Annotated in this window: 12 protein-coding genes; all 12 read left to right on the forward strand. The window is 68.0% G+C overall.

Translation table 11 applies throughout. From position 1 onward, the window contains the following. The first annotated feature begins 101 nt into the window (after positions 1 to 101). The 12 genes from ACI0FO_RS05165 to ACI0FO_RS05220 all read left to right on the forward strand — a co-directional run bounded on the left by ACI0FO_RS05165 (position 102) and on the right by ACI0FO_RS05220 (position 13,063). The gene (locus tag ACI0FO_RS05165; RefSeq protein ID WP_416024669.1) at positions 102 to 1,019 is read left to right on the forward strand and encodes an ABC transporter permease; all 918 of its coding nucleotides are present in this window, start codon (positions 102 to 104) and stop codon (positions 1,017 to 1,019) included. After that, positions 1,016 to 1,885: an ABC transporter permease gene (locus tag ACI0FO_RS05170; RefSeq protein WP_416024671.1), complete on the forward strand. Its 870-nt coding sequence runs from the start codon at positions 1,016 to 1,018 to the stop codon at positions 1,883 to 1,885. The genes ACI0FO_RS05165 and ACI0FO_RS05170 overlap by 4 nt, the downstream gene beginning before the upstream one ends. A gap of 4 nt (positions 1,886 to 1,889) precedes the next feature. Continuing rightward, entirely contained in the window at positions 1,890 to 2,888 is a 999-nt protein-coding gene (locus ACI0FO_RS05175) for an ABC transporter ATP-binding protein (protein ID WP_416024673.1), read from the forward strand. Next, on the forward strand, positions 2,885 to 3,688 hold the full coding sequence (locus ACI0FO_RS05180) for an ATP-binding cassette domain-containing protein (protein WP_416024675.1): 804 nt from the start codon (positions 2,885 to 2,887) through the stop codon (positions 3,686 to 3,688). The genes ACI0FO_RS05175 and ACI0FO_RS05180 overlap by 4 nt, the downstream gene beginning before the upstream one ends. Further along, a complete protein-coding gene (locus ACI0FO_RS05185; RefSeq protein WP_416024677.1) occupies positions 3,685 to 4,815 on the forward strand; it encodes a lactonase family protein in 1,131 nt (376 codons plus the stop codon). Before ACI0FO_RS05180 ends, ACI0FO_RS05185 begins: the two co-directional genes overlap by 4 nt. Before the next feature lie 64 nt (positions 4,816 to 4,879). Further along, entirely contained in the window at positions 4,880 to 5,875 is a 996-nt protein-coding gene (locus tag ACI0FO_RS05190; protein ID WP_416024679.1) for a DctP family TRAP transporter solute-binding subunit, read from the forward strand. Beyond that, complete coding sequence (locus ACI0FO_RS05195) at positions 5,875 to 6,354, forward strand: TRAP transporter small permease (RefSeq protein ID WP_416024680.1); 480 nt, start codon at positions 5,875 to 5,877, stop codon at positions 6,352 to 6,354. The genes ACI0FO_RS05190 and ACI0FO_RS05195 overlap by 1 nt, the downstream gene beginning before the upstream one ends. 4 nt (positions 6,355 to 6,358) lie before the next feature. Next, positions 6,359 to 7,642 carry a TRAP transporter large permease gene (locus ACI0FO_RS05200; RefSeq protein ID WP_416024682.1) on the forward strand — a complete coding sequence of 428 codons (1,284 nt, stop codon included), beginning with the start codon at positions 6,359 to 6,361 and terminating at the stop codon, positions 7,640 to 7,642. Next, positions 7,639 to 8,568 carry an HpcH/HpaI aldolase/citrate lyase family protein gene (locus ACI0FO_RS05205; RefSeq protein WP_416024684.1) on the forward strand — a complete coding sequence of 310 codons (930 nt, stop codon included), beginning with the start codon at positions 7,639 to 7,641 and terminating at the stop codon, positions 8,566 to 8,568. The genes ACI0FO_RS05200 and ACI0FO_RS05205 overlap by 4 nt, the downstream gene beginning before the upstream one ends. Further along, positions 8,565 to 10,277, forward strand: a complete 1,713-nt coding sequence (locus ACI0FO_RS05210; RefSeq protein ID WP_416024686.1) for a thiamine pyrophosphate-binding protein — start codon at positions 8,565 to 8,567, stop codon at positions 10,275 to 10,277. Before ACI0FO_RS05205 ends, ACI0FO_RS05210 begins: the two co-directional genes overlap by 4 nt. A 36-nt stretch (positions 10,278 to 10,313) precedes the next feature. After that, positions 10,314 to 11,567, forward strand: coding sequence for a Zn-dependent hydrolase (locus ACI0FO_RS05215; protein ID WP_416024687.1), 1,254 nt, complete (start codon positions 10,314 to 10,316; stop codon positions 11,565 to 11,567). Beyond that, complete coding sequence (locus ACI0FO_RS05220; RefSeq protein ID WP_416024689.1) at positions 11,564 to 13,063, forward strand: aldehyde dehydrogenase; 1,500 nt, start codon at positions 11,564 to 11,566, stop codon at positions 13,061 to 13,063. The genes ACI0FO_RS05215 and ACI0FO_RS05220 overlap by 4 nt, the downstream gene beginning before the upstream one ends. Positions 13,064 to 13,139: the final 76 nt, after the last annotated feature.

Below are 13,139 nucleotides of genomic sequence, written 5' to 3' on the forward strand. Positions count from 1 at the left end.
CCGCGCCGGCGCGATGCTAGTCCGGCCGGGGCGCTTCGGCGTCCCGCCCGGCGGCGTGCCGGTGCATCGGTGCATCGGTGCGCCACGACAAAGGTTGACCCATGATTGCATTCCTGTTTCGCCGCTTGCTGGTTGCCGCCTTGCTGGTGGTGTTCGTATCGCTGATCAGCTTTTCGCTGGTGTTCGCCTCTGGCGATCCGGCCGCGCGCCTGGCCGGTGAAGGCAGCGCCGCCGACGCCGCCCGGCTGTCGCAGCAGCACGGCTTCAGCGACCCGATTTTGGTGCAGTATGGCCGTTGGCTTTCCGGCGTCGTGCGCGGTGATTTTGGCGACAGCCTGTACTTCAGCCGCCCCGTGGCCGAATTGCTGGGCCAGCACTTCCCCGCCACCGCCAAGCTGGGCCTGGCCGCGATGGCGTTCGCGCTGTTGCTGGCAATTCCGCTGGGCGTGCTGGCCGGACTGCGCAAGGGCTCGCTGATCGACCGCGCGACCATGCTGCTGTCGGCCTGCGCGCAGGCCATGCCGCCGTTCTGCCTGGCTTTCCTGCTGATCATCGTGTTCAGCGTGCGCAACCAATGGCTGCCTGCCTCGGGCTTCGATAGCTGGAAACACTACGTGATGCCCGTCATCGCGCTGGGGCTTTTCGCCATGCCGGCGATGCTGCGCCTGATGAAATCCGAAATGGAGACGGTGCTGGCCACCGACTACATCCGCACCGCCCGCGCCATGGGCCTGGGCGGCGCCAGTGTCGTGCTCAAGTACGCGCTGCGCAACGCCCTGCGCCCCCTGGTGTCGCTGGCGGCTGCCCAGATGGGCACGCTGCTGGCCGGTTCTGTCGTCATCGAAACCGTCTTCGCGATCAACGGCGCCGGGCTGCTGGCCTGGACGTCCATCCTGCGCGGCGACTTCCCCACGATGCAGGCGTTGATCCTGATCTTCGCGCTGATCTACATCGTCCTGACCCTGGCCGCCGATTTGATCAATGGTTGGCTGGATCCTCGCGTGCGAGCCGCCTCATGAGCACCCTCCTCTCTTCTTCCCTGCCCGCCGCGCCGCGCGGCGACCGCATGGCCCGCGCCGGACGCCGCATCGGCCTGGCCGTGCTGGCGCTGCTGGTGCTGGCCGGCCTGGTCGGCCCCTACCTGATTGCGCACGACCCGTATTCCCAAGACCTGCTGGCACGGCTGCAAGAACCCGTGTGGGCCGAAGGCGGAGACTGGAACCACATCCTGGGCACCGATCAACTCGGCCGCGACGTGCTGGCCCGCGCCCTGTACGGCGTGCGCGTATCGGCGCTGATCGGCCTGTCCGTCGCGCTGATGGGCGGCCTGATCGGCACGACGCTGGGCGTCGTCGCGGGCTACTTCGGCGGCACCGTCGACCGCGTCGTGTCGTTCCTGATCACCGCCCGCCTCGCGCTGCCCATCATCCTGGTGGCGCTGGCCGTGGTGTCGGTGGTGGGCGCCTCGTTGACCGTCGTGATGCTGGTGCTGGGCCTGCTGCTATGGGAACGCTATGCGCTGGTTGCGCGCACCATGGCGGCCGGTCTGCGCAACGCCGAGTTCGTCACCGCGTCGCGCCTGCAAGGCTGCACGCACTTGCAGATTATCTGGCGCGACATCCTGCCCAACCTGGTGGGCAACCTGCTCATCATCGGCACGGTGGACGCCGCCATGGCGATCACGCTGGAAGCGTCGCTGTCGTTCCTGGGCCTGGGCGTGCCGGCCCCGATGCCGTCGCTGGGCCTGATGATCGCCGAGGGCAAAGAGAACATGCTGTTCCAGCCGTCGCTCGTGGTCATTCCCAGCATCGTGCTGTTCGTGCTGGTCCTGTGCGTGAACCGCGCGGGCGAGACGCTGCGCGCCATCCAAATGAAAAAGGGCTGACGCCATGACCGCCACCGGCCACCCCCTTCTGCAGGTCCAGGGCCTGCACATCGACATCCACACCCCCACGCACGTCAAACACGTCGTGCGCGCGGTGGACTTCAGCCTGGAACGCGGCAAGACCCTGTGCATCGTCGGCGAATCGGGCTGCGGCAAATCGCTGACCGCGCTGGCGCTGCTGGATTTGCTGCCCGCCGCCGCGCGCCGCCGCGTGGCCAAGCTGGAATTTGCCGGCCAGGACCTGTCGGCCCTGACGCCTCGCCAACTGGCGGCGTTGCGCGGAGCGCGCATCGCCATGATTTTCCAGGATCCGATGACATCGCTGAATCCGGTGTTTCCGATCGGCACGCAGTTGATCGACGTGCTTCGGCGGCACCAGCCGGTCAGCCGCCGCCAGGCCGCCGAACGCGCCGAATACCTGCTGCGCCGCGTCGGCATCGCCAACCCGCAAGACCGCATGAAGCAGTACCCATTCGAGCTATCCGGCGGCCTGCGCCAGCGCGTGATGATCGCCATGGCGCTCATGTGCGGTCCGGAACTGCTGATCGCCGACGAGCCCACTACCGCGCTGGACGTGACCGTGCAGGCCGAGCTGCTGGACCTGCTGCGCGACATCCAGGCGGAATTCGGCTTGGGCATGGTGTTCATCTCGCACGATATGGGGCTGGTGGCGCGCATCGCCGACCACGTCATCGTCATGTACGCAGGCGACATCGTTGAAGCCGGCAGCGTCCAGGATGTGCTGGGACAACCCCGCCACCCCTACACCGCCATGCTGTTGAACTGCATTCCGCAGCCCGGCCGCACCGCGCCCCGCACCGATCTGCCGACCATCGCGGGCGCGGTGCCATCGCTGGACACGGCCATCCGCGGCTGCGCCTTCCAAGAACGCTGCCCGGTGGCGGAAGCGCGCTGCGCGCAGCCGATCGCCGCCCGCGTGCAGGGCGCGCACCGCTGTCTTTGCATCAAACCCGGCGCCATGCGCGCAGGAGCCCCGGCATGAATCCGACCTCCGCCAGCATCAGCCTGAATGGCCTGTGTTTCCAGTACGGCCGCGCCAGTCTGTTCTCGCGCCGCCCCGCGCCGCGCATCCTGCACGACATCGACCTGCACGTGCCGGCCGGCCAGACCATCGGCCTGGTAGGCGAATCCGGCAGCGGCAAATCCACTATCGCCAAACTGATGCTGGGCCTGTTGGCCCCAACGCAGGGCCAGGCGCTGCTGGACGGCCAACCGCTGGCCGCAATGCCGGCGCGCGCCCGCGCCCGCCGTATCCAGATGGTCTTCCAGGACCCGTACTCGTCGCTGAATCCGCGCCGCACCATCAACGAAATCCTGACCGCGCCGTTGCGCGTGCACGGGATGGGCGACGCCGCCAGCCAGGCGGCTTCAGTGCGCCGGATGATGGACGCCGTGGGGCTGGTTCCGGCTTTCGCGGCGCGCTATCCGCGGGAATTGTCCGGCGGCCAGCGCCAGCGCGTCGCCATCGCCCGCGCACTGATGCTGGAACCCCAACTGCTGATCTGCGACGAACCCACATCGGCGCTGGACGTATCGGTGCAGGCCCAGATCCTGAACCTGCTGATGGCATTGCAGCGCGAGCGCGGCCTGGGCTACCTGTTCATCAGTCACAACCTGGCCGTCGTGCAGCACATCGCGGACCAGATCGTCGTGCTGCAGGGCGGCCGGGTGGTCGAACGCGGCGACGCGGACCGTGTGTATTTTTCGCCCGTCCATCCCTATACGCGCCAACTGATCGGGGCGACGCTGGCCGTGCCGCAGCCCCAGGAGTTGGCGGCATGACATCGGCGCCCCACTTCCTGCTGGTCGGTAACGACGAGAAAGTCACCTGGGACGATGGCCAGATCCGTTTCCTGGCCCCCGGGCGCGACACCCTCAGCATCTTCGACGCCGCCGCCGATCCCGCCGCGCCCACGCTGGTGGCGACCTTGCCGCTGCCCAACTCGCTGTTCGGCCCGCCGGTCAATCTGGCCGTCACGCCGGACCAGCGGCTGGCGTTGGTCGCCGATTCCATGGCGTGGCCGGCACAAGACGACGGCGCGGGCTGGCAGCCGACGCCCGGCCGCGACCTGCACGTGATCGACTTGCGCGCAAACCCGCCCGTCTTGGTGCAAACACTGCGGATCGGCCTGCAGCCGTCCGGCTTGTCCATCAACCGCGCGGGAACGCTGGCCCTGGTCGCCAACAAAGCCGGCCGTTCCGTGTCGGTGTTGAAGATTGCCGATGGCCGCGTCGAGTCCTGCGGCGAAGTCGACGTGGGCACGCCCGTGGTCGCGGTCTCGTTTTCCGCCGATGGCCGCCGCGCCTTCGTCGTCAAGACCGACACGCATCGGCTGGGCGTCCTGCGCATCAACGAAGACGGCCCCGCGCCCCGCGTCACGCATGACCCTGCCGAAGACCTGACCACCGGCCTGGTGCCCTTCAACCTGGTCGTGTCGCCAGACGGCACGCTGGCGCTGGTGGTGGACATGGGCAGCCCCACGGCGTCCGATGGCCATGCGGACTCCGTCAGCGTGGTCGACCTGTCGGCCACGCCGCCCCGCGTCATTGACCGCCTGATGGTGGAAGACGGCCCGGAAGGCATCGCCATCAGCCCCGATGGCCGGCATGCCGCCGTGGCCATCGTGCAGGGGTCCAACAACCCGGCGTCGGCATGGTTCCACCATCCCCGCGGCCAGATCGTGCTGCTGCGCATCGACGGCCGGCGCGTCGCGCGGGTCAACGCCATCGACGTCGGCGCGCTACCGGAGGGCGTGGCCTTCAGCCCCGACAGCCGCTACCTGTATGTCGGCAATTTCCTGGATGCCACGCTGCAGGTGCTGGCCGTCGGAGACAACGGCCTGACCGATACCGGCACGCGCATTCCTTTGCCCGGCCACCCCGCATCCATGCGGGGGCAATCCTACTGAGCGGGGCCGCACCCTGCCTTCGATCTCCTATCCATCCATCCCCTTTCGCTTCTGGAATCCCACCATGATCCAAAAACTCAAGAAAACCAACGTCCTGCTGGCGGGCGCCGTCTTCGCCATGGCGGGCCTGGCGCCGTTGTCGGCCCACGCCCTGGACATCAAACTGGGCCACGTGCTGGCGCCCAGCCACAGCTGGAACAAGGCCGCCGAAGGCTTCGCCGCCGAGGTCAAGGAAAAGACCGCCGGCCGCGTCAACTTCATCCTGTTCCCGAGCGGCCAGCTGGGCAACGAAAAGACCATGCTGGAAGGCCTGCAGATCGGCAGCCAGGGCGCGGCCATCATTGGCTCGGGCTCGCTGCAGCCGATCGAACCCAAATTCGGCGTGGTGGAACTGCCCTACACGTGGTCCAGCTCGCAGCAGGCCTACAAAGCCTATGACGGCGAACTGGGCGAGGCGCTGGCCAAGCTGGCCGACAAGAAGAACCTGACCATCGTTTCGTGGTGGGAAAACGGCTTCCGCCACGTCACCAACAACCGTGGCCCGGTGGCCAAGCCCGCCGACCTGAACGGGCTGAAAACCCGCGTAACGCCCGACAAGATGCGCCTGGACACCTTCACCGCGCTGGGCGCCAACCCGGCCCCGCTGGCATTTGGCGAACTGTATTCGGCGTTGCAGCAGAAGGTATTCGATGCGCAGGAGAACCCGCTGTCCATCATCTACACCTCGTCGTTCTTCGAAGTGCAGAAATACCTGTCGCTGACCGGTCACGTCTGGGGCCCGGCCAACCTGATCGTTTCCAAGCCGGTATGGAACCGCATTTCGGCCGACGACAAGAAGATCGTGCAGGCCGCCGCCGATAAGTGGCGCGACGCCCAGCGCAAGATGATCACCGACGGCGACCAGCAGTTCGTGGCGCAGCTGAAAGAAAAAGGCATGCAGGTCAACGAGGTGGACAAGGCCGCCTTTGCCGCGGCCGTCCAGCCCGTGTGGAAAACCTATTCGGTCACCTACGGCCCCGAGCTGATGGCCATCGTGCAGAAGTACCGCGAGGCCCGGTAATGCTGAACCGACTGTCCGCCATCCTGTCGGGCATCAGCAAGGCCTTCGCCGCGTTGGCGGTGGCCTTGCTGGCGATCCTGATCACTTATGTGGTGTTTTCCCGCTTTGTTACCCACACCACGCCCCATTGGGCCGAAGAACTGCCGCGCCTGGTCCTGGTGTGGTCCGCCTTCATCGGCGGCGTCGCCTGCAGCTACGAACGGTCGCACCTGATGGCCGGATTGCTGCCCTTCGTCGTGCGCAGTCCGCGCGTGCTGAATGTGTTCGAACGCATCAACCAGGTGCTGGTTATCGCCGGACTGGCCGCGCTGGGCTACGCCGGCTGGCAGCTGGCCGAGCTGACGATGGACCAGACGCTGCCCGCGCTGGACGTGTCCGCCGGCACGGTCTACCTGGCGCTGCCGTTCGCCTGCGCCATCACCATCATGGTGCATTTGGCGCAACTGTTCTCGCCCGCTCCCGCCGCGGCAAAGGATTAACAAGATGTCTTCGGGTGCTCTCTTCCTGATGGGCGTGTTCACGATCACGGTGTTGATCGACATGCCCATCGCATTCGGCCTGGTGCTGTCCTGCCTGGTCTATCTGGCGGTGTACGATGCCGCGCCCATGATGGTGGCGGCGCAGCAGTATGTCGTGGGGCTGGACAGCTTCACCTTGCTGGCGATCCCGCTCTTCATTCTGGCCGCGCAACTCATGAACAGCGCGGGCCTGACCCAGCGCATCGTGCGCCTGTGCGCCGCCATCGTCGGCGACATCAAGGGCGGCCTGGCCGTCGTGGCCGTGCTGGCCTGCCTGATGTTCGGCGCGCTGTCGGGTTCCGGGGTGGCCGACGTGGTGGCCATCGGCAGCCTGTTGCTGCCCGCCATGGCGCGCAGCGGTTACGACAAGGGCTTTTCCTGCGCCCTGGTCGGCAGCGCCGGCGCCACGTCCACCATCATCCCGCCCAGCATCGTGCTGATCGTCTACGGCACCATCACCGACACGTCGGTGGGCAAGCTGTTCGTCGCGGGCATCATCCCGGGCATTCTGCTGGGCCTGTCGCTGATCGGCGTGGCCATCTGGCAGTCGCGCAAGCACAACTGGGCTGGCGGCCAACCCTTCTCGTGGGGCGAACTGCGCGCCGCCGCCATCGACGCCCTGCCCGCCCTGATGGTGCCCGTACTGATCATCGGCGGCATCCGCTTCGGCATCTTCACGGCCACCGAAGCCGCCTCCAGCGCCATCGTCTACGCGTTGCTGATCGGCTTTTTCTGGTACCGCACGCTAAGCGTGAAGTCGCTGTGGAACAACCTGAAGTCCACGGGCGAAAGCAGCGCCTCCATTCTGCTGATCATCGGCGCGTCCGGCTTGTTCGCCTGGGTGCTGGTGGCCGAACAAGTGCCGCAGGCGCTGTCCACCCTGCTGGTGGAATGGACTGACAGCAAGACGGCCGTGCTGCTGGTGCTGACGGTGGTGCTGTTGCTGCTGGGCACGTTCATGGAAGCCATCCCGGTCATCATCATCGTGGCGCCCGTCGTCATGCCCGTGCTGGCCCACTACAACATCGATCCGGTGCACTTCGGCATCCTGCTGTCCATCAACATGGCTATCGGCGCCAACACGCCGCCCGTGGGGGTCGACCTGATGGCCGCCTGCAAGATCGGCGGCATCAACATGATGCAGACGCTGCGCCCCCTGTCGTGGATGATGCTGGCAATGACCGCCGTCATGCTGCTGCTGACCTTTGTTCCTGAACTGGTACTGTTCCTGCCGAGGCACGTGCAATGACCCATTCCACCTATCTCCGCCGGCCCGCGGCGCTGCGCCGCAGCTGGATGTTCGTGCCGGGCCTGGACGCAGCCGCCCAGGCCACGGGCCTGGCCAGCGGCGCCGACGCCCTGGTTGCCGACCTGGAAGAATTCACCGCGCCGGCCGACCGCCCGGCGGCGCGTCCGCGCATTGCCGCGTTGTTCGCCCGCTGCCGCGCCCGGGGCGTGGTGGCCGCCGTGCGCATCAATAAGCTGGAAGACGACGGCCTGGCCGACTTGCGCGGCGTGATGCCCGGCGCGCCGGACGCGGTGTTTCTGCCGCATGCCGAAAGCGCCGCGCAGATCATCGCGCTGGACGAAGCCATCACCGCGCTGGAAACTACGCTGGGCTTGGCGCCGGGCAGCACCGAAATCGTGCCCACGCTGGAGTCGGCGCTGGGGCTGGTGCGCGCCCATGACATCCTGACCGCCAGCCCGCGCGTGTCCGCCTGCCTGCTGGCCGCCGAGGACTTGACCGCCAGCCTGGGCGCGGAACGCGGCAAGGACGGCATCGAACTGCACGCCGTGCGCGCCCGCTTCCTGGTGGACTGCACCGCCGCCGGCTGCATCCCGATCGACTGCCCGTTCAACTACCGCGACCTGCCCGCGCTAGAGACGGACCTGCGCTGGGCGCGCCGCCTGGGCCTGAAATCGAAATGCGCCACCGTGGCCGAACAGGTCCCGCTGATCCACGCGGTCTTCACGCCCAATACCGCCGACGTCGCCGCGGCCCGCGACTGCGTGGCCCGCTTCGAGGCCCAGCAGGCCGGCCGCCACGACGCCGAGCGTATCGATCCCCCGACTTACAACACCGCGCGCCGCCTGCTGGCGCGCCATGACCAATTCGAACGATGGGCCGCCGAGCGCCAGGCGCAGGCCGTCCCGCAACAAGGAGACTCCGCATGACGTCAGCCGCATTACCCGAACGCAATGGCGGTCAGATCTTGATGCAGCAATTGCGCATACACGGCGCGCGCCGCGTCTTCATGATTCCCGGCGAAAGCTATCTGCCCTGCATCGACGCGCTGAACGAGCACACCGATGCCATCGAACCGATCGTCTGCCGCCAGGAAAGCGGCGCGGCCTATATGGCCGAGGCCTACGGCAAGCTGACCGGCGAGCCCGGCATCTGCTTCGTGACGCGCGGTCCGGGCGCCACCAACGCCAGCATTGGCGTGCACACCGCCTACCAGGACTCCACGCCGATGATTCTGTTCGTCGGCCAGGTGGGCAACGACTTCATGGAGCGCGAAGCCTTCCAGGAAATCGACTACCGCCGCATGTTCGGTCAGATGGCCAAGTGGGTGGCGCAGATCGACCGCACCGACCGCATCCCCGAGTACATTTCCCGCGCGTTCGCCGTTGCCACCAGCGGCCGTCCCGGCCCGGTGGTGCTGGCCCTGCCCGAAGACACGCTGTGGGGCACCGCCCGGGTGGCCGACCTGCCGCGCTATCCGCGCGTGCACAGCCACCCCGGCGCCGCCGACCTGGCGCGCATGACGCAATTGCTGGATGCGGCCGAACGCCCCTTCCTGCTGCTGGGCGGCAACGGCTGGCAGCAGACCGCCATTGAACAGATCGCCGGTTTCGCCGAACGCTTCGAGCTGCCGGTAGGCACCGCGTGGCGTCGCCTGGAGTGCTTCGACCAGCGTCATCCCAACGCGGCCGGGCACGTCGGCTGGGCGATGACGCCCGCGCTGCGCCAACGGCTGCGCGACGCCGACCTGGTGCTGGCGGTGGGCACGCGCCTGGGCGAGGCCACCACCGAAGGCTATACCGTCATTGAAAGCCCGCTGCCGCGCCAGAAGCTGATCCACGTCTACCCCGACGCCGCCGAACTGGGCCGCGTGTTCTCGCCCACGCAAGCCATCGTGGCCGACGTGGCCAGCTTTGCCGCCAGCGTCGCCACGCTGGCCCCCGGCCACGTTACGCCGCGCGGCGACGCCGTGCGCGCCGCGCACCGGGAACTGGTGGACAGCCTGACGCCGCTGCCCTCGCCCGGCCCCATGAGCCTGGACGCAGCCGCCGCCTATGTCGACGCGCATGTGCCGCCCGATGCCTGCATCACCGTGGGCGCGGGCAACTACGCGCTGTACCCGCACCGCTACCGCCGCTACACCGGCCCCGGCACCAGCCTGACCCCGACGGTCGGCTCGATGGGCTACGGCCTGCCCGCCGCCATTTCGGCCAAGCTGGAAGACCGCCAACGCACCGTCGTCTGCTACGCCGGCGACGGCTGCTTCCAGATGAACATGCAGGAACTGGGCGTGGCCTTGCAGTACAAGCTGGGCGTGGTGGTGCTGGTGTTCAACAATGGCATCTGGGGCACCATCCGCGCGCACCAGGAACGCGAATTCCCGGCGCGCACGATCGCCCTGGGCTTCCAGAACCCCGACTTCACGCAGATCATCCGCGGTTACGGCGGCTATGGCGAAGCCGTCGAGCGGACCGAGGATTTCGGCCCGGCCTTCGAGCGCGCGCTGGCCTTCGCCCAGGAACACAGCATGCCCGCGCTGCTTGAGATCCGTTACGACGCCGACGGCATCGCACCGGGCGAAACGCTCATGGGCATCCGCGAAGCCGCGCAAGCGCGCATCGCGCGGGCCGGGCATTAATACGGGAACACGACACAGGAACATGACACAGGAACAATGACGATGACCACGATATCAATCAACGGGCAGCGGCTGTGGCAGTCGCTGATGGACCTGGCCAAAATCGGCGCCACGCCCAAGGGCGGCAACTGCCGGCTGGCGCTGACGGCGCTGGACGGCCAGGGGCGCGACCTGGTCACGGGGTGGATGCGCGACGCGGGCATGACGCTGCGCGTGGACCAGGTGGGCAATATCTTCGCGCGCCGCGCCGGCCGCGACAACAACCTGGCGCCCGTCATGACCGGCAGCCACATCGACACCCAGCCCACCGGCGGCAGGTTCGACGGCTGCTACGGCGTGCTGGCCGGGCTGGAAGTCATCCGTACCCTGAACGACCATGGCGTCGTCACCGAGGCGCCGCTGGAAGTGGCCATCTGGACCAACGAGGAAGGCTCGCGCTTCCTGCCCGTGATGATGGGTTCCGGCGTATTCGCGGGCAAGTTCCCGCTGGAAACCGCGCTGAACGCCCGCGACCATGACGGCAAGTCGGTCGCCGACGAGCTGGCCGCCATCGGCTACGCCGGCCCGGACCCGGTTGGCGGCCGCCCGCTGGGCGCCTACTTCGAGGCGCATATCGAACAAGGCCCGATCCTGGAACACGAAGACAAGGTGGTCGGCGTGGTGACGGGCTCGCTGGGGGTGCGCTGGTACGACGTGGTCGTGACCGGCATGGAAATGCACGCCGGCCCGACGCCCATGCCGATCCGCCGCGACGCGCTATACGCCACCACGTTCTTGCTGCAATCGGTCATCGGCATCGCCAACGACAATCAGCCCCATGGCCGCGGCACCGTCGGCGAGATCCACGCGCACCCCGGTTCGCGCAACGTCATCCCCGGCCAGGTGCGCTTCACCGTGGACCTGCGCCATGAAGACGAAGCCACGTTGACGCAGATGGACGCGCGCTGGCTGGCGGCCTGCACCGACGTGGCCGAGCGCCACGGCGTAACGGTGGACGTCAAGCAAGTGCAGTACTTCCCGCCCACGCCGTTCGACCCGGACCTGATCGGCAAAGTGCGCGACGGCGCGGTCCGCCGTGGCCTGCCCGCCATGGACATCGTGACGGGCGCCGGCCACGATGCGGTCTACATGGCCAGCGTCACGCCCACCGCCATGATCTTCGTGCCCTGCAAGGACGGCGTGAGCCACAACGAAATCGAAGACGCCAAGCCCTCGGACCTGGAAGCCGGCTGCAACGTGCTGCTGGACGCCATGGTCGCGCGCGCCAATTCCACGGGAGCCCCCGCATGAGCCACCACGACTCCGCCACCTGGCACGCCCGCGCCGCCGCCCTGCGCTTCAATGGCCGGGCCTACATCGACGGCGCCTATTGCGACGCCGCCGATGGCGCGACCTTCGCCGCGTCCAGCCCCATCGACGGCCGCAAGCTGACCGACGTGGCCGCCTGCGGCCAGGCCGATGTGGACCGCGCCGTGCAGGCCGCGCGCCGCGCCTTCGACGCCGGCGTCTGGAGCGGGCTTGCGCCGCGCCAACGCAAGGAACGCCTGCTGCGCCTGGCAGCCCTGATCAACCAGCACACCGAAGAACTTGCGCTGCTGGAAACACTGGACATGGGCAAGCCCATCCGCGATGCGCTGGCATTCGACGTGCCCGAGACGGCGCGCTGCTACGCCTGGTACGCCGAAGCCATCGACAAGATCTACGACGAGATCGCGCCGACCGGTCCCGATGCCCTGGCCACCATCACGCGCGAACCGCTGGGCGTGGTAGCCGCCGTGGTGCCGTGGAACTACCCGCTGATGATGGCCGCCTGGAAGGTCGCGCCCGCGCTGGCCGCCGGCAACAGCGTCATCCTGAAGCCGGCCGAACAGGCCTCGCTGTCGTCCATCCGGCTGGCGGCGCTGGCCGAGGAAGCCGGCATCCCCGCTGGCGTCTTCAGCGTCGTGCCCGGATTGGGCGCGGTGGCCGGCCAGGCGCTGGGCCTGCACCCGGACGTGGACTGCGTGGCCTTTACCGGATCCACCGCTACCGGCAAGCGGTTCATGACGTACTCCGGCGAATCGAACTTGAAGCGCGTGTGGCTGGAATGCGGCGGCAAGTCGCCCCACATCGTGTTCGACGACTGCCCTGACCTGGACCGCGCCGCGCAGGCCGCGGCCCTGGCCATCTTCTCGAACCAGGGCGAGGTCTGCATCGCCGGGTCCCGCCTGTATGTGCAGGACGGCATCTACGACGCGTTCATGGACAAAGTGGCCGCCTATGCCGCCACCCTGCAGCCCGGCGATCCGCTGGACCCCGCCACCGCCATGGGCGCGATGGTGGACGAACGCCAGATGCAAGGCGTGTTGGCCCGCATCGCGGCCGGCCAGGCCGATGGCGCCAGCCTGCGCATGGGTGGCAAGCAGGCCCGCACCGCGACGGGCGGCTACTACATCGAACCCACCATCTTCGATTGCGCGAACCAGGATTCCGCGCTGGTCCGCGAAGAGATCTTCGGGCCGGTGCTGGCGGCGCAGCGCTTCGCCACCGAAGACGATGCCGTCCGCCTGGCCAACGATTCGGTCTATGGACTGGGCGCCGGCCTGTGGACGTCGAACCTGTCGCGCGCGCACCGGCTGTCGCGCCGCCTGCGCGCCGGCCTCGTCTGGGTCAACTGCTACGCCGACGGCGATATCACGGTGCCTTTCGGCGGCGTCAAGCAGTCAGGCTTCGGCCGCGACAAGTCCCTGCATGCCCTGGACAAGTATTCAGACCTGAAGACCACCTGGATCAGCCTGACGGTGTAACGCCGCCCCGTCCGCGCAGGCGCGAGACTCGCCCGGGCCGAATGCGCCCGGCCAGCCTCGCCCATGCCGTTTCGCG

It is taken from the genome of Achromobacter marplatensis (genome assembly GCF_049060505.1).
Taxonomy (GTDB): Bacteria; Pseudomonadota; Gammaproteobacteria; order Burkholderiales; family Burkholderiaceae_B; genus Achromobacter; species Achromobacter marplatensis_A.